This is a genomic window from Symbiopectobacterium purcellii, assembly GCF_019797845.1.
GTDB lineage: Bacteria > Pseudomonadota > Gammaproteobacteria > Enterobacterales > Enterobacteriaceae > Symbiopectobacterium > Symbiopectobacterium purcellii.
In genome coordinates this window covers 4,870,628-4,888,628 of the sequence record NZ_CP081864.1, presented here as the reverse complement: position 1 = coordinate 4,888,628, position 18,001 = coordinate 4,870,628, and the positions used below count along the sequence as shown (strand labels likewise).

The following is an 18,001-nucleotide window of genomic DNA, read 5'->3' as shown; positions in this document are numbered from 1 at the left end:
TCCCTCCTTACAGTTCAGCGACCAGTTTATCAACGATGTCGCTGTTAGCAGCTTCATCCACGGAACGTTCAATAATCTTCTCGGCACCGGCAATCGCAAGCATGGCAACCTGTTTACGCAGCTCTTCACGAGCACGTTTACGTTCGGCTTCAATTTCAGCCTGCGCCTGCGCCACGATTTTGCTACGTTCAGCTTCTGCTTCCGCTTTGGCCTCATCCAGGATCTGAGCACGGCGTTTATTGGCTTGCTCGACGATCACCTGAGCTTCCGCTTTGGCTTTTTTCAGCTGATCGGTGGCATTGGCCTGCGCTAAGTTCAAATCTTTTTTGGCACGTTCCGCAGAAGCCAAACCGTCAGCAATCTCTTTCTGACGCTTCTCGATGGCAGCCATTAACGGCGGCCATACAAACTTCATGCAAAACCAGACAAACAGGACGAACGCAATGGCTTGGCCGAGGATTGTTGCATTAATATTCACAACACAATGCCTCTTTTAAGTTAAATAATTGATGTTAAATACCTAACCGGCGTTACCGGGTTAGGCGACCGCAAACATCACATACAGGCCCAGACCAACAGCAATCATCGGGATGGCGTCAACCAGACCCATAACGATAAAGAACTGTGTACGCAGCAGAGGAATCAGGTCAGGCTGGCGAGCCGCGCCTTCCAAGAATTTACCACCCAGAATGCCGATACCGATCGCAGCACCGATCGCCGCCAGACCCATCATCAACGCGGCAGCCATGCACAGCAGATCCACACTCAGGTTTTCCATGACAGTCTCCAGTTTGTTTCAGTTAGAACGTTATTATGTTGAAAGAAAAATCAATGCTCTTCAGATGCCATCGAGAGATAAACAACCGTCAGAACCATGAAAATAAAGGCCTGAAGCGTAATGATCAGGATGTGGAATATTGCCCAAGGCACATTCAACAACCATTGCGACCACCACGGCAGCAAACCGGCAATCAGGATGAAGATCAACTCACCCGCATACATGTTGCCAAACAGTCGCAAACCGAGTGAAACCGGTTTGGACAGCAGGCTGACACCTTCAAGAATCAGGTTGATGGGAATAAAGACCGGATGGTTGAAAGGTTGCATGGTCAGTTCTTTAACAAAACCGCCAACGCCTTTCATTTTGATGCTGTAGAACAGCACCAGGATAAACACCCCCAACGCCATTGACAGAGTGATGTTGACATCCGCTGTCGGTACTACGCGCAGGTAAGGTAATCCAATCCAATGCTCACCGATAAAGGGAAGAAGATCGATCGGCAACAGGTCCATGGCGTTCATCAGGAACACCCAAACGAAAATGGTCAACGCCAAAGGGGCGATAAGTTTGCTTTTGCCATGGAACATGTCGCGCACGTTGCCATCAACAAAACCGATGATCATCTCCACAAAGGTTTGCAGTTTACCGGGCACACCGCTGGTCGCGTTCTTTGCAACCCTGCGGAAAATGACCAGAAACAGGATCCCAAGTGCGATTGAGAAAAACATCGAATCGACGTTAATCGACCAGAACCCCGAACCTACCTGTAAATGTTTCAGGTGATGACCGATATACTCTTGGGGAGTAGATGCAGACATGATGTTCCTTACCCTGTTGTTGTTAATACGGTAACGGTTAACGAATCTTACGGTTAACGATGTCTGGCGCCACTATCTGCATTATCAGCACCGCCAGGTAGGTCAGACCAAGGGGAACAAACGCCGCCTTGAACAACCCTAACGCCACCACCAGCAACGCGATGGTGATAAATACCTTTAACGCTTCGCCAATGGCAAACGACCAGGCAACGCGCCCCGCTATGGGCTTACCCGCCTGATGACGCAAGGCGAACAGCACAAAACACACGTTCGGCAGCCACACCGCCAGTCCCCCGGCTAAAGCGGAAACGCCCGCCTCAACGCTCCGCAGGCAAAAAAGGGCGCTGACTAAAATGAACGTAGCCGCCTGTAGCATCAACCCCAAAAAGGCCGGTTTTCCACTGTAAAGGGAGACAGACATGCGTTTTGCTCTTCATTCCTGTTCCAGAGGCTGACTGACGTATAAAACTGCCTTTATTCCATCGAGTCAAGCGGCAAAAAACGAGCAAATTATACGGTTCACGCCTGCGAATTCAATCGATAAGTAGCAAAAAGGTGAACAATAATTTAAATCTCTTATTCAAGCCCTATTTTTACTAACAATCCTGACAGCAGCCGCGGCCCGTAAGCCTTTCAATAACCCGATAATATGTGATATCAATCACATAAAAATGACATATAGGCTTTATATCAGATCTGATTTTTTTAAGTCTTTAGCAAAAATAGCTATTTATCTTAATTAAATTCAAATAGTTAAATAACGACTCTTTTTAAAACGCCTCGAAAACATCCCGTGCACTGCGTATTGACATCATTAACATTATTTATTTATGTCTTTAACATCTGGATTTTTCATTCGCAATCTACACCGACAATTAATTTCTCGAGTTACTATTCGAAGAGAAACAAATAGTGTGCAAGGCGGCCAGGTTTTGTAAAAAAATGGTGATCGGTGTCCATTTTTCCGCAAATAATACCCTTCTGGCTTAAAAGGTCTCTCTGATACAATTAGTTATAATTTATTTGATAAAACGCAAAATTAGTTTGCTTTAAGAATCACCAAATGGCGTTCAGCGTCCAATCCAGGTACCGATAAACGCACAATACGCTCTACCACTATCGATGCAGGTAATGCAGTTAATTCCTCTTCCGGCACTACCCCTTTCAGGGCATAAAAACGTCCGTTTGCCGATGCAGGCAGATGTTTGCACCACGCCAGCATATCAAGCAAAGAGGCAAAAGCACGGCTGATTACGCCATCGAAAGGCGGTTCGGCGGTGAATTCCTCAACCCGAGACTGCACCGGAAAGACATTATCCAGCTTAAGTTCATGCTGAACCTGTCGCAGAAAACGCACGCGTTTTCCCAAGCTATCCAGCAGCGTGAATGACGCTGACGGACGTACAATAGCCAGTGGAATACCTGGTAATCCCGGCCCGGTACCCACATCGATAAACCGATCGCCCTGCAAATGCGGCTCAACCACGATGCTATCCATGATATGCCGAACCAGCATCTCCTGCGGGTCGCGCACTGAGGTGAGATTATAAGCCTTGTTCCATTTGTGCAGCATTTCGACATACTGGATTAGCGAATTTTTTTGTTGTTCACTGACCAAAATGCCAGCCCGCTGCAACAGAGCGTCTAATTTGTGTTTCACGCGCTTATCCTGCCATATCTGATGAAACGTGGCTGTCAGGAACAGCCACCAAATGACACACCGTAGTGCGCTATCCGCACCGGTTATCAGGCGCTGCGGCGCAGCAGCCCTTGTTTTTTCAGCCAAACCAGTAGAATAGAGATCGCTGCTGGGGTAATTCCCGAAATACGCGATGCCTGACCAATCGATCCCGGTTTGTGGTCGTTGAGTTTGGCTTTCACTTCGTTAGAAAGCCCACTCACCTGACCATAATCCAGATCCGCTGGCAGCACGGTACTCTCATTGCGCAGCTGTTTTTCAATCTCATCTTGCTGGCGCGCGATGTACCCTTCGTACTTCACCTGAATTTCAACCTGCTCTGCCGCCTGAACATCCGTCAACGCAGGCGAGAACATCGGTAACGAGGTCAGGGTGGCGTAATCCATCTCAGGGCGACGCAGCAGCTCCTCACCGGTCGCTTCACGCGACAGAGGCGTTTTCAGCAACGCATTCACAGCTTCTCGCTGTTCACTGTGAGGATTAACGCGAATGTCGCGCAGGCGCTGGCGTTCCTGCTCAATCTGTTCCAGCTTCTCGTTAAAGCGCGCCCAGCGATAATCGTCCACCATACCGAGTTCACGGCCAATTTCTGTGAGACGCAGATCGGCGTTGTCTTCGCGCAGCATCAGGCGGTATTCAGCACGCGAGGTGAACATGCGGTAGGGTTCTTTGGTGCCGAGCGTGCACAGGTCGTCCACCAGAACGCCCAGATACGCCTGATCGCGACGTGGGAACCAACCGTCCTGATCGAACGCCAGACGTGCCGCGTTTAAGCCAGCCAGCATGCCCTGAGCAGCGGCTTCTTCGTAACCGGTTGTGCCGTTTATCTGTCCTGCAAAGAACAAACCGTGGATAAATTTGCTCTCCAGCGTGGGTTTAAGATCGCGCGGATCGAAGAAATCGTATTCGATAGCATAACCGGGGCGCACGATTTTGGCGTTTTCCATGCCTTGCATCGAACGGACGATTTGACACTGTACGTCGAAGGGCAGGCTGGTTGAAATGCCGTTGGGGTAGATTTCGTTACTGGTCAACCCTTCAGGCTCAAGGAAAATCTGATGCGCATTGCGATCGGCAAAGCGCATCACCTTGTCTTCAATCGATGGGCAATAACGCGGGCCAATCCCCTCGATCACACCGGCATACATCGGGCTGCGATCCAGGTTATTGCGGATCACCTCATGGGTTTTTTCATTGGTGTGCGTGATGTAGCACGGCATCTGTGCCGGGTGCTCGCTGGCATTCCCCAGGAACGAGAACACTGGCATTGGGTTATCACCGTGCTGTTGCGCCAGTACGCTGAAATCAATGGTGCGCGCATCGATACGCGGTGGCGTACCGGTTTTAAGACGGCTGACACGCAGCGGCAGCTCACGCAGTCTGCGCGATAGCGGAATGGAGGGCGGATCGCCAGCACGTCCACCGCTGTAGTTATCCAGGCCGATGTGAATTTTGCCGTCAAGGAATGTCCCAACGGTCAGCACCACCGTTTTGGCGCGGAATTTCAGTCCCATTTGGGTAACAGCACCGACCACACGATCGTTCTCAACAATAAGATCGTCAACCGCCTGTTGGAAGATCGTCAGGTTCGTCTGGTTCTCCAGCGCAGTGCGTACTGCTTGACGATAAAGCACGCGATCCGCCTGTGCTCGGGTGGCGCGAACGGCAGGGCCTTTACTGTTGTTTAGTATTCTAAACTGAATGCCGCCCCGATCGACCGCGCGAGCCATCAAGCCGCCCATGGCATCGATCTCTTTAACCAGATGTCCCTTTCCGATCCCACCAATAGCCGGATTGCAGGACATTTGTCCCAGCGTATCGATATTGTGTGTCAATAACAGGGTTTGACGCCCCATGCGTGCCGCTGCCATGGCGGCTTCTGTGCCCGCATGACCACCGCCGATCACTATGACGTCAAAAGGATCTGGATAAAACATGGTACTGCACCTCGCGTGGTGTTAACGAGAATAGTCGGGTTAACGATGTGTGCCTAAGATCATTGCTTGCCTTGGGGAAGGGGATTCTACTCAAGTTTACGCAAACGACAAGCCCGTTGGATCGTCGGTAGTTAAATAAAGATCTTTTTATATAGAGATCTTCTTATTGGATCTATTATTAGGATCCATACTGCTTGTGGATAAGTACTTTTTCCAGATGAAGATCAACAGATTGTTGACGATCGTTTGCTGTGAATGATCGGTGATCCTGCACCGTATAGCCTGGGATCAAAACAGGCGGTTATTCACATGTCAAAAAACGAACAGCGGTTGTTATTGGGATAACTACCGGTTTTCACCCGGATATACATAAAGTTATACACAATTAAGTGGCTAAATAAACCGCTTAATTGAGTAATTCTACCCACGGAGCCAACCAAATTTCTGCTGGATCCTCGGGAATATCGTGCTCGGTAATGTCGATCTGCAACATCTCACCGATCCTTTTTGCGCCACGATCCGCAAGAATACGATCCACGGTAACGATCGCACCACAGAAGGTGTCGTACTCTTTACTGCCGATCCCGATCGCACCATAACGAACCTGCGAAAGATCTGCTTTGCGATCGCTGATCTGTTTAAACAGGGGTTGCAGGTTATCCGGTAATTCACCGGCACCGTGGGTTGAGCTCACCAGTAGCCATATTCCGCTCTGCGGGAGGTCGTCCAGTTGTGGGCCATGCTGAACATCAGTGGAAAAGCCTTGCTGTTCCAGTAACTCTGCCAGATGTTCTGCCACATAATCGGCACTGCCTAACGTACTGCCGCTGATAAGCGTAATGTCTGCCATGCTCGATCCCGCCCGAATAAAAGATGCGGTATTGTACGCTGTGTTCGAGCTGTTATCTACCTGTGGATAATAGGGATATACCTGTTGACGTTTACGGGGTGATCGTCCGCATGATCGGGTTCTGTAGCGAGATCAGGGTTTCTGTAGACTGAATTTCATCGATGGTTTGGATCTTGTTGATAAGTACGTGTTGCAGTGCATCTATGGAACGGCACATGACTTTGATGAAAATGCTGTAATGTCCCGTGGTGTAGTAAGCCTCTACCACTTCTTCCAGATTATTTAATTTCTCCAGGGCTGAGGGGTAATCCTTGGCGCTTTTTAAAATGATGCCGATAAAGCAGCACACGTCGTAACCGAGTTGCTTGGGGCTGACATCAACCCGAGTGCCGACAATAATGCCAGCCTGCTTCATTTTTTCTACACGAACGTGGATGGTGCCGGGGCTCACCGAAAACTGCTTGGCCAATTCGGCATAAGGGGTGCGGGCATTCTCCATTAACGCGTTGAGGATGCCGCGATCAAGATTATCTATCTGATAAATTTCAGTCATAATTTTTACTTATATTTAGCTCTTTCTCATTTTTAGCATGCGTTAAATGAGGAATCAAAACCATGATGCCTGTTTCTTTGCTGGAATATTGAGTTTCACCGCCATTCTATTGCTTAATTGCACAATAGACAGTGACGACGGACATGGGTAAATGAAAAAGAGCTATATCGAAAAACAACAACAAATCGCGTTTGTGAAATCCTTTTTCTCCGCACAGTTGGCGCAGACGCTGGGCCTGATTGAAGTTCAGGCCCCGATACTGAGCCACGTGGGCGATGGCACTCAGGACAACCTTTCCGGCAGCGAGAAAGCGGTACAGGTACACGTGAAAGCGCTGCCCGACGCCACGTTTGAAGTGGTGCACTCCTTGGCGAAATGGAAGCGTAAAACCTTAGGGGAATATGATTTTAGCGCCGGAGAAGGGATCTACACCCACATGAAGGCGCTGCGCCCGGATGAAGATCGCTTGAGTCCAATCCACTCTGTTTATGTCGATCAGTGGGATTGGGAACGCGTAATGGGGGATGGCGAGCGTTCCATCAGCTATTTGAAAGCCACTGTTAACCACATTTATCAGGCAATAAAGCGCACCGAAGCCGAGGTGAGCAGCAAGTTTGGCCTGGCCCCTTTCCTGCCGGATACCATTCATTTTGTCCACAGCGATACGCTGCTCAAGCGTTATCCTGAACTCGATGCCAAAGGGCGCGAACGCGCCATTGCCAAAGAGCTGGGTGCCGTATTCCTGATAGGAATTGGCGGGGCGTTGTCCCACGGTGAACGTCACGATGTGCGTGCCCCGGATTATGATGACTGGTCGTCAGCGGGTGAGCAGGGTCTGAAAGGGCTGAACGGCGATATCCTGGTATGGAACCCAGCGTTAAATGATGCTTTTGAGCTCTCTTCCATGGGGATCCGTGTCGATGCTGAGGCGCTTCAACGTCAATTGACACTGACCGGGGATGTTGATCGTCTGGCCCTGGAGTGGCATCAGGCGCTACTGCGTGGTGACATGCCGCAAACCATCGGCGGTGGTATCGGGCAGTCCCGCCTGGTGATGTTATTGCTGCAATTAGCGCATATTGGTCAGGTGCAGTGCGGTGTATGGCCGCAGCCGGTCAGAGAATCTGTGCCAGCACTGCTGTAACCGCTGTAGAAGGCGCTACGCTCAGGCGTGGCGCAATCGCCGCAGTAAACGTCCTTTTAGCCCGGTATCCACGTGCCAGATATGGTCGAAAATATGCAGGATGCCGGGTTTTCCATGCTGTGACATCGCAACGGCATGAAAACGATGATGATGTTGTTGCTGTCGTTGCCGCACGCGTTGCACGGTTTCTTCAGGCAAGCGCTGTGCGATGAAATCAGAAATCATCACCGCGTCGGCATCGTGCCACACATCATCTTCCAGTTTATCCAGCAACGCTGACATACAGGCTGCCATATTGGTGCCGCCACGAAATGATTGACCAAGAAAGCGCGTGGCCTGTTCGATACCGGTGACGGCAGTCAACTCGTAGCGCACGATGTCGGTGGCAAACAGCATGATGTAGCAGCGGCGATTATCAGCAAGGGCTACGCGCATGAGTGCCAGGCAAAAGGCTTTGGCGCAGCGTTCATTGAAGCCGCCCATCGACCCTGAGGTATCGACGCAGACAATAAAAGGCCCTCTGGGCTGCTGTTCGTTTTGCTGGTGAGACACCGGGCGCTCGATTACCTTTTCGTGCCAGTTCTCCCCCTGCAACCGATAGGTCAGCAACCGCCGTTCCAGCAAACGGCGATAGAATTCGTATTCCAGCTCTTTGATACCCATGGCGGCCAATTCGGCGGGGAGCAGGCGCAGAATATCATCGCTTTGATGGATGCCATCCACTTGCTCTGGCACCGTATCCGGTTCGCGAACCATCACGCGAAACGCTTCGCGCGGCGCTTCGGTGGCGATAATCGATTTGGTTTCCCGGCTGCGGCCCAAACGCTCGGCCAGGCGCTGCAATGAAGGCTGTTTTTGCAGAAAGTCGCAGAAGTTAATCAGGGTTTGCAGCTCGGTTTTTATCAATTTTCCCGCGCTGAGATCCCATAATCGTCCGGCCGCTGTCTCGTTCTCTGCCAGAACGGCTTCCAGTTTGCCGGTCAGCGTTAGCCGCTGTTGTAATTCGTCGAGCAGGATCTCTTTTTCGGCTTCCATCAATTGATGGTGTAAGGAGACCGTTTGTAAAGAGAGACTCATTTTCCAGCGCTGCAAGAACAACGCGTGGAAGGCGTTGCTAAACCGTTGCCCAAGCGTCGGTTCTGTCTGTGCGATCAGCTTGTTGGCCTGAGAAAGAAAAGGCGAGTCCACCGTTTGCAGCGTATTAACGATACGCGGAATGCGTGACTGAAAGGTCAGAGTGTCGACGGTCTGGGTATTTTGATAGCAGGTAAATTCCCGCTCCAGATCGGCGGGTGCCACGGTTGCACGCAGGCGCTGCTTGAGTGACGCTTTCCATTCGGGCAGATCGTGCAGCAGCGCCGCTTTCATTCTCGGGTGCTGTTCAAGAAAGACCGCAAGCTGCGGCGTTGCCAACAGCGCGAGGACCAGGTCGTCCAAGAGCTCGTTTTCGTCAATGGACAACAGCATTTCCAGCGATTCCAACGTTAACATTCGATCAGTCCTGTAACGAGAGCTGTATCTGTTCGTCGACCTGTTGCAGGCTGTCTTCTATTTTTGCCAGCCAGTCGGCAGGGATGAACAAACACGGCTGATGGTGGTGAAACAGACGTCGCTGCTCGCGCAACTGTTGACGCAATTTCTCATATTCATCAGTAAGTTCTGTCGGTAGGGTACAGTCTCGTTTTTCAGGTAAAGAAAGAATGGTGGTCTGTAGGCTGATATCGCGCACCGCAAGATGAAGGTGGTCATCCACGAACATGTCGAGGTGCTGGGTAAACCCGATGCCGTTGAGTTTTCCCCTGATTTCGCCTTCTCCGCCTTTTTGCAGCCATGACTGCAAGGCGTTTTTTTCTAACACGATATGTGTCACATCAATATTATTCAATACCAGTGGACGCTGTAACACCACGGTTAGCGTCTCTTTATTCAGCGCTTCTGGCAGCAGGTAGTGGGCTTTACGGCTGAGGAATGCCCCCTGTTTTTCGACCGTTATCGCCTGCAACTCGCTCTGTTGCTGCTGATATTGCTGCCGTTTCACGTTTAATTGCTGCAAGCGGAACAGCAGAGCCTGTTGCTGATAGGCATGTGCGGTGATGAGTTGCTCGGTGTGCTGTTCCACCAGCGTTTGTGAATCCCTGTCATGCCACAGGCAATCTTTCAGCAAGATGATATCAAGCGGAACAATGCTTTCACGGCCAGAGAAGAACGCACAGGCTTGCAGCAGTCGCAGCGCTTTCTTCCAGCGTCGATCGGAAACGTACGGCGCATTGTCGGTGGTATTCAACTGTTGGCGCAGTGCGTAAATCAGTTCAAAGCAGGTATCCGGCAAGGCGATGCGATCGATGGCGCTTTGCCATGCCTGATACTCTTCATCGCTGACGCTCAGCGACAGCCGCACCGGGTTGTCGCGATCGTTGCCGGTATGCGTCAACAATGCGCGGAAGTTTTGTTTTTCCTGCACTTTATCCAGCCACAGGCGAATAAGCATGCGGTCATAGAGCGCTTCTAAGCTGCTGTCTGATTCGGGCAGTTCGTTGGAGGCCGTTACCAGCAGCCGCATGGGAATGGTTTCTTCATGGCTGCCGTTGCGAAAGCGCCGTTCATTGATGGCTGTCAACAGAGTATTGAGAATGGCCGGGCCCGCTTTCCAGATTTCATCCAGAAAGACGATTTCCGCCTCCGGCAAATAGCCGCCGGTAAGACGCTGATAACGCCCTTCATCTTTCAGCGCCTGAATCGACAGCGGGCCAAACACCTCTTCTGGAGTGGAGAAGCGTGTCATCAGGTATTCGAAAGCACGGGCGTCACGAAACGCGAACTTCAGACGACGCGCGATCATGCTCTTGGCGATGCCCGGCGGCCCCAGCAAAAACACGCTTTCGCCGCTGAGCGCGGCGAGCAGGCACAGGCGAATAGCGTGCTGACGTTCATACAAGCCGTGTTCAAGGGCTTGGCTGAGGCGTGTAATACGATCGGCCAAAGAGGCTGATTGAAGCATAAGAGATCCGTTTTTACTCTGATGGCGCAAAACAGGGTGGCAAGCGATAAAGTCATCAACGATGATGCAATAATATACGGCAGATCACAGATTTTTTTAATCGTATCTGCATCGATTATTGCCATCTTTGGCTATGTTAATCAATAAACCAGTTTATTTCTGGATGTTTCGATACGGCGTGAAGGGATGGGTTTTTGCATGAATATATGCATACTGTGCGCTTTCGGGCTAAGTCTACGAAAAACGCGTTGCTCTCTACGCAGTGAAAACAGCGGAAGTCGCAAAGTGAAAACAACAGAAGATAGGCGCTATGAGCTCAGAGCATAAGCAATCGCTTCCTGCCATTACCTTGGCAGCTATTGGCGTGGTGTACGGGGATATCGGCACCAGCCCACTTTATACATTAAGGGAATGCCTTTCCGGACAGTTTGGGTTTGGCGTCGAGCAGCATTCAGTATTTGGTTTTCTCTCGCTGATCTTCTGGCTGCTGGTGCTGGTGGTGTCGCTCAAGTATCTCTCCTATGTGATGCGAGCCGACAACGCCGGAGAAGGGGGGATTTTGACCCTGATGTCACTGGCCGGCCGCCACACCAGCGATCGCATGACATCCATCGTGTTGATCATGGGGCTGATTGGCGGCGGGTTTTTTTATGGCGAAGTGGTCATCACCCCGGCGATGTCGGTGCTTTCCGCCATGGAAGGGATTGAGATTGCTGCCCCCGAGTTGGATAGCTACATCGTACCGCTGTCGGTGATTGTGCTGACCTTGCTGTTTGCCATTCAGAAACACGGCACCAGCAGCGTGGGTAAGCTGTTTGCGCCGGTGATGCTGATTTGGTTTTTGACGCTGGCGGTGCTGGGCGTGCGCAGCATCATGGACACGCCGCAAGTGCTTCAGGCATTGAACCCGGTTTACGCCGTACGTTTCTTTATAGAGTACAAGTTTATCTCTTTCTTCGCGCTCGGTGCTGTGGTGCTGGCGATCACGGGGGTAGAGGCGCTCTACGCGGATATGGGGCACTTTGGTAAATTCCCTATTCGCCTGGCGTGGTTTACCGTGGTGTTGCCATCATTGGTGCTCAACTACTTTGGTCAGGGGGCGTTGCTGCTGCGTAACCCGGAAGCCATCAAAAACCCCTTCTTTTTGCTGGCTCCCGATTGGGCGTTGATTCCGCTGCTGATCCTGGCAACGCTGGCGACCATCATCGCGTCTCAGGCCGTTATCTCCGGCGTCTTCTCGCTGACGCGCCAGGCGGTGCGTTTGGGGTATCTGCCGCCAATGCGTATTGTGCATACGTCAGACATGGAATCCGGGCAGATTTATATTCCTGCGATAAACTGGCTGCTGTATACGGCGGTGGTGATTGTCATCGTCAGCTTCGAGCATTCTGGCAATCTGGCCGCGGCTTACGGTATTGCGGTGACCGGAACCATGGTGCTGACCAGCATTCTTTCTGCGACCGTGGCGGTAAAAAACTGGCACTGGCATCGCTATGTGGTGTGGCTGCTGCTGGTGGCGATGTTGTTGATTGATATCCCGCTGTTTCTGGCCAACGTGGTCAAGATCCTTTCCGGCGGCTGGTTGCCGCTGGCGCTGGGATTAATCATGTTCACCATTATGACCACTTGGAAAAGCGAGCGTTTCCGGTTGCTGCGCCGTTTGCATGAGCATGGTAATTCACTGGATGCGATGATTGTCTCACTCGAGAAAAACCAGCCGGTGCGTGTGCCGGGTACGGCGGTCTATCTCTCGCGCGCTACGCACGTCATTCCGTTTGCATTACTGCATAACCTCAAGCACAACAAAGTGTTGCATGAAAGGGTGGTGCTGCTGACCATGCGCACCGAGGCGGTTCCCTATGTGCATAACGTGCAACGCGTTACGGTTGAGCAGCTTTCCCCCACCTTTTGGCGCGTGATTGCCAATTACGGCTGGCGGGAAACGCCCAACGTGGAAGAGGTATTTCACCGCTGTTGGCAGGAGGGGTTAGCGTGCCAAATGATGGAAACGTCGTTTTTCATGTCCAATGAGTCGCTGACCATGGGTAAACGACCCTGGTATCTGCGCGTGCGCGGCAAGGTGTTTATGATGCTGAGTCGTAATGCGTTGCGCGCGGCCGATCAGTTTGAGATACCGCCGAACCGGCTGATAGAGCTGGGGATTCAGGTAGAAATTTAGTGTATGACGCCCTCAATACCGAGGGCGTCATTTTGGGGGATTATTTACCGTTCGATTTTAAGGTTTCCCCTTCCTTCAGGGCAAACAGCTCATCATCACGGGTGGAGACGCGGGCGCTGCCGTCCGGCATGCGATAAGCCCCTTCGGTGAAGCCGGAGCCGTTAAGGAACGGGGCAACGGCCTGCGGTTTGTTCTTCAGCGTGGCTTCGAGCGCCAGCAGTGCGTATGGGTCGATGCTATCAATGGACGCATATTGATATTTGGCGGAGTTCATAAAGAAGCCGTTGTGCAGATTATTGCTGACAATGTTATCGGCCACTTTTTCGGCTACGGTCAGGTAGGTTTTATCCTGCGTTGCCTGCCACAGATCGATCAGCGCAAAAATAGCATAGGGATCGCTGTTTTTGGTGCTGACATTGACGCTAACGCCTTTACCCGGCGCTGAGCCGATATCCCCCAGATCCAACCCCTTGGCGATACCGCGCGCCACTTTCCACAAATCGGCATCTTTCTCCAGCGTGTAAGCGCGAGCGTAGGACAACAGGAAATCACTGCTGGCCGGGTAGGCTTTCAGCACCGTGCCTTTCTTACCGTAGTAACCGTCACGCGGCAGCGTGTAATTGGAGAGATCGGTACCGTTGGCGAGCATCGGACGGAAGGTGTTGTTGCTTTCGTCATAGGCGTATTTGGCAAATGCTTTGAGGCCGTCCAGCGTCCATTTCTTGATATCGTCGCCGTCTTTACCTAAATCTTTCGCCAACTGTAGCTGCATCAGCGCATTCTCGGAATAGAGCGTGCTGGTGCGTCCTTTCAGCATCATGTTGCCTTCCAACGCAGCAGGCCCAAACTCTGGTCCGAACTGACGCTGAGCACGGTCACCGTATTTAGAGTTGGTGTCGCTATCATCGCTGGTTTCAGCGCGTTTTAATGCCTGAGTGAATTGGTAAACGCCCAGACCGGTTTTTTTATCGCGCGGCAATACGTACTGCTCCGCCAGCCGTTTTGCCCACACCAGCGCACCCGCTTCCTGGTTGTTTTTATACAGCAGGGAGGCGGAATAGATCAGGTCATTACCGGCGTTAAGGAAACTCAGCCCTTTGGTGGCGAAGAACGGGGGTTGCTGGGTGAAGCTGTTGTCCCACAGTTTACCAATCTCCTTACCGTACTGACCGTGGCGGCTGGTTTCCAAGATTTGCCAGTCATAAACGTGGGCATTCCAGAATGCGCGAATGAAGCGAACTGTTGCTGGCTTATCCACGGCAAACATCAATTCATAGTAGGGGTAAGCATTTTTCAGCTCATGCACTAGCTCTTTTTCACTCGGTCCTTCTGGCTGAAGCGTTTTCAAATCGACAAAACGGTGTCCCCCCCAAATCAGCAGGCCGCTTTTATCCTGATAGCGATCGAAATAGTAACGTACGCTGGTTTTGGCGCGCTGTTGATAACGCTCATCACCCGTCAGGTTAGAGAGGCCAACCAATACGCGCATAAAGTTTTGCTGAGCAGAAAAATTGGAGAGCACAGCGGTGCGCCCATCGGGGAAAATCCACTCAAGCTGTTTCCCTGTGCGCGGATCGACACCGCTTGCCAATAACGGTGATGGCTGCGTGCCGTGATAATGGTCGCCGGCTTTATCCAGTACGGTATCGGCATACTGTTTTACGATAGTTAAACGATCGGCGCTGTGCGCCTGAGTGGCGAGTGCTGCCATACAGCAGAAAGCGGCCAAAGAGAGGGATAGGTTTTTCATCATTAGAATCCTTGTTAACAAACCAGAGTTTTTCGGCAGGCGTCAGGGTGCCGTTATTGTTTAAATTGTGAGTATGGTGATGTGATCTTTAGGAAGTGAGGTGAATTATACGAAAAAAAGAAACACTGTTTTAATAAAAAAATTATCTGGTTTCATTGTTTTTTTCATTTGTGATAGCGATCAATCTTCCTAAACCGTGTTCAACGGCTATTTTCTAACCCAATGTTTTTCTTATCTCTCTTTTTTGTGATAGCGAAACGTTTCGATGATGATCACAATTCTGCAAACTCTTTTTTGCTTTATCAGGACTTTTTCTTAAACTTTACTACAAGCGAAACGTTTCGCTGTCGTTATCAAAACGAGTGAAATAATGAAAAAAGGCGTATTACTCAATTCCGAAGTCTCGAGCGTGATTGCCCGACTTGGGCACACTGACCAAGTGGTGGTGTGTGATGCAGGGTTACCCATTCCTGCCACCACCGCCCGTGTCGATCTGGCGTTAACACACAATGTGCCTACCTTTATACAGGTGCTGAGCGTGATTACGCAGGAGATGCAGGTGGAAGCGGCGATTGTTGCTCAAGAGATTATCGAGAAGAACCCAGAGCTCCATGAAGCGATTCGTGAGCATTTGCAAAAACTTGAACAACACCAGGGAAACACCATTGCGTTGCACTATGTCAGTCACGAGGCATTCAAGACGCAAAGCGGGCAGAGCAGGGCCGTTTTTCGCAGCGGTGAATGCTCGCCCTATGCCAATATTATTTTGTGTGCTGGCGTAACCTTCTGAGGCCGAGATGGAACCTTTATTACAGTTGCAGGGGATAGTAAAAACCTTTCCCGGTGTAAAAGCGCTGTCCGGTGCTGCCCTGAATGTCTATCCCGGCAAGGTGATGGCGCTGGTGGGGGAGAACGGCGCCGGTAAATCGACCCTGATGAAGGTGCTCACCGGTATTTACCGCAAAGATGCCGGTCATATTCGCTTTCTCGGGCAAGAGGTTGCCTTTAACGGGCCAAAATCATCACAGCACGCGGGTATCGGTATTATTCATCAGGAACTCAACCTGATTCCTCAACTGACGATTGCTGAAAATATTTTCCTTGGCCGTGAGTTTACCGGAGCTTTGGGGCGCATTGATTGGCAAAAGATGTACGCCGAAGCCGACAAGCTGTTGAAAAAGCTCAACCTACGCTACAACAGCCGCCGACTGGTCGGCGAGTTGTCCATTGGTGACCAGCAAATGGTCGAGATTGCCAAGGTGCTGAGTTTTGAATCCAAAGTGATCATCATGGATGAACCCACCGATGCACTGACGGATACCGAAACCGCGTCCTTATTTACCGTGATTAAAGAACTGACCGCTCAGGGCTGCGGTATCGTCTATATCTCCCACCGCCTGAAAGAGATCTTCGAGATTTGTGATGATGTGACCGTGTTGCGCGACGGTCAGTTTATCGGTGAGCGCCCGGTCAGCCAGCTGCATGAAGAGCAGCTCATTGAAATGATGGTGGGGCGTAAGCTGGAAGAGCAGTACCCAAGGTTGAATACCGTGCCGGGTGATATTCGCTTGAGCGTTACAGACCTGACGGGGCCGGGTGTTAAAGGCGTCAGCTTTACGCTGCGGCAGGGGGAAATTCTCGGTGTTTCCGGCTTGATGGGCGCAGGTCGTACAGAACTGATGAAGATCCTGTATGGCGCACTTCCTCGCACACACGGTGACGTGGCGCTGGATGGCCGTAAGGTGGTGACACGCAGTCCGCAGGATGGGTTGGCAAACGGTATCGTTTATATCTCCGAAGATCGCAAACGTGATGGTCTGGTGTTGGGGATGTCCGTCAAAGAGAACATGTCGCTGACGGCGTTGCGTTATTTCAGTCGTGGTTTTGGCGCACTTAAACATGAAGACGAACGCACCGCGGTCAGTGATTTTATCCGTTTATTCAATATTAAAACCCCCTCAATGGCACAGCCCATTGGTCTGTTGTCCGGCGGAAATCAGCAGAAGGTTGCGATTGCCCGCGGTCTGATGACGCGGCCGAAAGTGCTGATTCTCGATGAACCTACGCGCGGCGTCGATGTGGGAGCTAAGAAAGAGATCTACCAGTTAATCAACCAGTTCAAAGAAGAAGGCCTTAGCATCATTTTGGTGTCATCGGAAATGCCGGAAGTGCTGGGTATGAGCGATCGCATTTTGGTGATGCATGAAGGCCGCTTGAGCGGTGAATTTTCCATTGAGCAGGCCACTCAGGAAGTGCTGATGGCGGCGGCGGTTGGCAAGCAATATAGCGTAAAGCAGGAGTAAGTCAGACATGAGTTCCGAATCTATCACGGCAAAGCGCTGGTTCAGTAAAGAGTGGCTGTTGGAGCAAAAGTCGCTGATTGCCCTGCTGATCCTGATCGCAGTGGTCTCGTCCATGAGCCCTAACTTTTTCACGGTCAATAACCTGTTCAATATCCTGCAACAGACATCGGTGAACGCCATTATGGCGGTAGGAATGACGCTGGTGATTCTGACATCGGGTATCGATTTATCGGTTGGATCGCTACTGGCGCTGACCGGCGCAGTGGCGGCATCGATTGTTGGCCTGGAAGTGAATGCGCTGCTGGCGGTGTTTGGAGCGTTGGCGCTCGGTGCGGCCATCGGGGCAGGTACTGGCGTGATTGTGGCCAAAGGCAAAGTGCAGGCGTTTATCGCCACGCTGGTGATGATGTTGCTGCTGCGCGGCGTCACCATGGTGTACACCAACGGCAGCCCAATCAACACCGGTTTTTCTGACGTCGATGATACCTTTGGTTGGTTTGGTATTGGTCGCCCTCTGGGGATTCCTACACCAATCTGGTTGATGGTTATCGTTTTTATCGCGGCCTGGTACATGCTGCACCACACGCGGCTCGGGCGTTATATCTATGCGCTGGGCGGCAATGAAGCGGCGACGCGCTTGTCGGGCATCAGCGTCGATAAAGTCAAAATTATCGTCTACGGCTTGTGTGGGTTGTTGTCTGCACTGGCTGGGATTATCGAAGTCGCGCGTTTGTCATCGGCACAGCCGACGGCAGGCACGGGGTATGAACTGGATGCGATTGCGGCAGTAGTGCTGGGCGGAACCAGTTTGGCGGGTGGTAAAGGGCGCATTGTCGGCACGCTTATCGGCGCGCTGATTCTTGGGTTCCTCAACAATGGACTGAATCTGTTAGGTGTTTCTTCTTACTACCAAATGATCGTGAAGGCAGCCGTTATTTTGCTGGCGGTTTTGGTAGATAACAAAAGCAGTAAATAACCTTCATTCTCAC

Annotated in this window: 16 protein-coding genes; 5 read left to right on the top strand and 11 right to left on the bottom strand. The window is 51.4% G+C overall.

The features are described 5' to 3' along the window. Positions 1–7: 7 nt before the first annotated feature. The 8 genes from atpF to asnC all read right to left on the bottom strand — a co-directional run bounded on the left by atpF (position 8) and on the right by asnC (position 6,638). The gene (gene atpF, locus K6K13_RS22720) at positions 8–478 is read right to left on the bottom strand and encodes a F0F1 ATP synthase subunit B (RefSeq protein ID WP_195313257.1); all 471 of its coding nucleotides are present in this window, start codon (positions 476–478) and stop codon (positions 8–10) included. 60 nt (positions 479–538) lie between these two features. Further along, on the bottom strand, positions 539–778 hold the full coding sequence (gene atpE, locus K6K13_RS22715) for a F0F1 ATP synthase subunit C (protein ID WP_222158956.1): 240 nt from the start codon (positions 776–778) through the stop codon (positions 539–541). Between the two features lie 50 nt (positions 779–828). Continuing rightward, a complete protein-coding gene (atpB, locus tag K6K13_RS22710; RefSeq protein WP_222158955.1) occupies positions 829–1,599 on the bottom strand; it encodes a F0F1 ATP synthase subunit A in 771 nt (256 codons plus the stop codon). Between the two features lie 37 nt (positions 1,600–1,636). Continuing rightward, a complete protein-coding gene (gene atpI, locus K6K13_RS22705; RefSeq protein WP_222158954.1) occupies positions 1,637–2,020 on the bottom strand; it encodes a F0F1 ATP synthase subunit I in 384 nt (127 codons plus the stop codon). 618 nt (positions 2,021–2,638) lie between these two features. Beyond that, a complete protein-coding gene (gene rsmG, locus K6K13_RS22700) occupies positions 2,639–3,259 on the bottom strand; it encodes a 16S rRNA (guanine(527)-N(7))-methyltransferase RsmG (protein WP_222158953.1) in 621 nt (206 codons plus the stop codon). 86 nt (positions 3,260–3,345) lie between these two features. After that, a complete protein-coding gene (gene mnmG / locus K6K13_RS22695) occupies positions 3,346–5,235 on the bottom strand; it encodes a tRNA uridine-5-carboxymethylaminomethyl(34) synthesis enzyme MnmG (RefSeq protein ID WP_222158952.1) in 1,890 nt (629 codons plus the stop codon). A gap of 406 nt (positions 5,236–5,641) precedes the next feature. Beyond that, positions 5,642–6,085, bottom strand: a complete 444-nt coding sequence (mioC, locus tag K6K13_RS22690; protein WP_222158951.1) for an FMN-binding protein MioC — start codon at positions 6,083–6,085, stop codon at positions 5,642–5,644. Between the two features lie 91 nt (positions 6,086–6,176). Continuing rightward, complete coding sequence (gene asnC / locus K6K13_RS22685) at positions 6,177–6,638, bottom strand: transcriptional regulator AsnC (RefSeq protein ID WP_195313263.1); 462 nt, start codon at positions 6,636–6,638, stop codon at positions 6,177–6,179. 151 nt (positions 6,639–6,789) lie between these two features. On the opposite strand from asnC, the gene asnA reads away from it, so the two are divergent. Next, the gene (asnA, locus tag K6K13_RS22680; protein WP_222158950.1) at positions 6,790–7,782 is read left to right on the top strand and encodes an aspartate--ammonia ligase; all 993 of its coding nucleotides are present in this window, start codon (positions 6,790–6,792) and stop codon (positions 7,780–7,782) included. A gap of 21 nt (positions 7,783–7,803) precedes the next feature. Here asnA and viaA read toward each other — a convergent pair whose 3' ends face one another. Both viaA and ravA read right to left on the bottom strand, forming a co-directional pair. Further along, a complete protein-coding gene (gene viaA, locus K6K13_RS22675) occupies positions 7,804–9,273 on the bottom strand; it encodes an ATPase RavA stimulator ViaA (protein WP_222158949.1) in 1,470 nt (489 codons plus the stop codon). A 4-nt stretch (positions 9,274–9,277) separates the two neighbouring features. After that, positions 9,278–10,780: an ATPase RavA gene (gene ravA, locus K6K13_RS22670; RefSeq protein WP_222158948.1), complete on the bottom strand. Its 1,503-nt coding sequence runs from the start codon at positions 10,778–10,780 to the stop codon at positions 9,278–9,280. A 310-nt stretch (positions 10,781–11,090) separates the two neighbouring features. On the opposite strand from ravA, the gene kup reads away from it, so the two are divergent. Then, positions 11,091–12,959: a low affinity potassium transporter Kup gene (kup, locus tag K6K13_RS22665; RefSeq protein WP_222158947.1), complete on the top strand. Its 1,869-nt coding sequence runs from the start codon at positions 11,091–11,093 to the stop codon at positions 12,957–12,959. Between the two features lie 40 nt (positions 12,960–12,999). On the opposite strand, the gene K6K13_RS22660 is transcribed toward kup, so the two are convergent. After that, entirely contained in the window at positions 13,000–14,709 is a 1,710-nt protein-coding gene (locus K6K13_RS22660) for a pectate lyase (RefSeq protein ID WP_222161231.1), read from the bottom strand. A 370-nt stretch (positions 14,710–15,079) separates the two neighbouring features. On the opposite strand from K6K13_RS22660, the gene rbsD reads away from it, so the two are divergent. From rbsD to rbsC, 3 genes are read left to right on the top strand one after another with little or no spacing between them, the layout of a single operon-like run. Next, positions 15,080–15,499 carry a D-ribose pyranase gene (gene rbsD / locus K6K13_RS22655; RefSeq protein ID WP_222158946.1) on the top strand — a complete coding sequence of 140 codons (420 nt, stop codon included), beginning with the start codon at positions 15,080–15,082 and terminating at the stop codon, positions 15,497–15,499. Positions 15,500–15,506: 7 nt separating this feature from the next. After that, positions 15,507–17,012: a ribose ABC transporter ATP-binding protein RbsA gene (gene rbsA / locus K6K13_RS22650; RefSeq protein WP_222158945.1), complete on the top strand. Its 1,506-nt coding sequence runs from the start codon at positions 15,507–15,509 to the stop codon at positions 17,010–17,012. A gap of 7 nt (positions 17,013–17,019) precedes the next feature. After that, positions 17,020–17,988 (top strand): ribose ABC transporter permease, encoded by a 969-nt coding sequence (rbsC, locus tag K6K13_RS22645; RefSeq protein WP_222158944.1) that lies wholly within the window; start codon positions 17,020–17,022, stop codon positions 17,986–17,988. Positions 17,989–18,001: the final 13 nt, after the last annotated feature.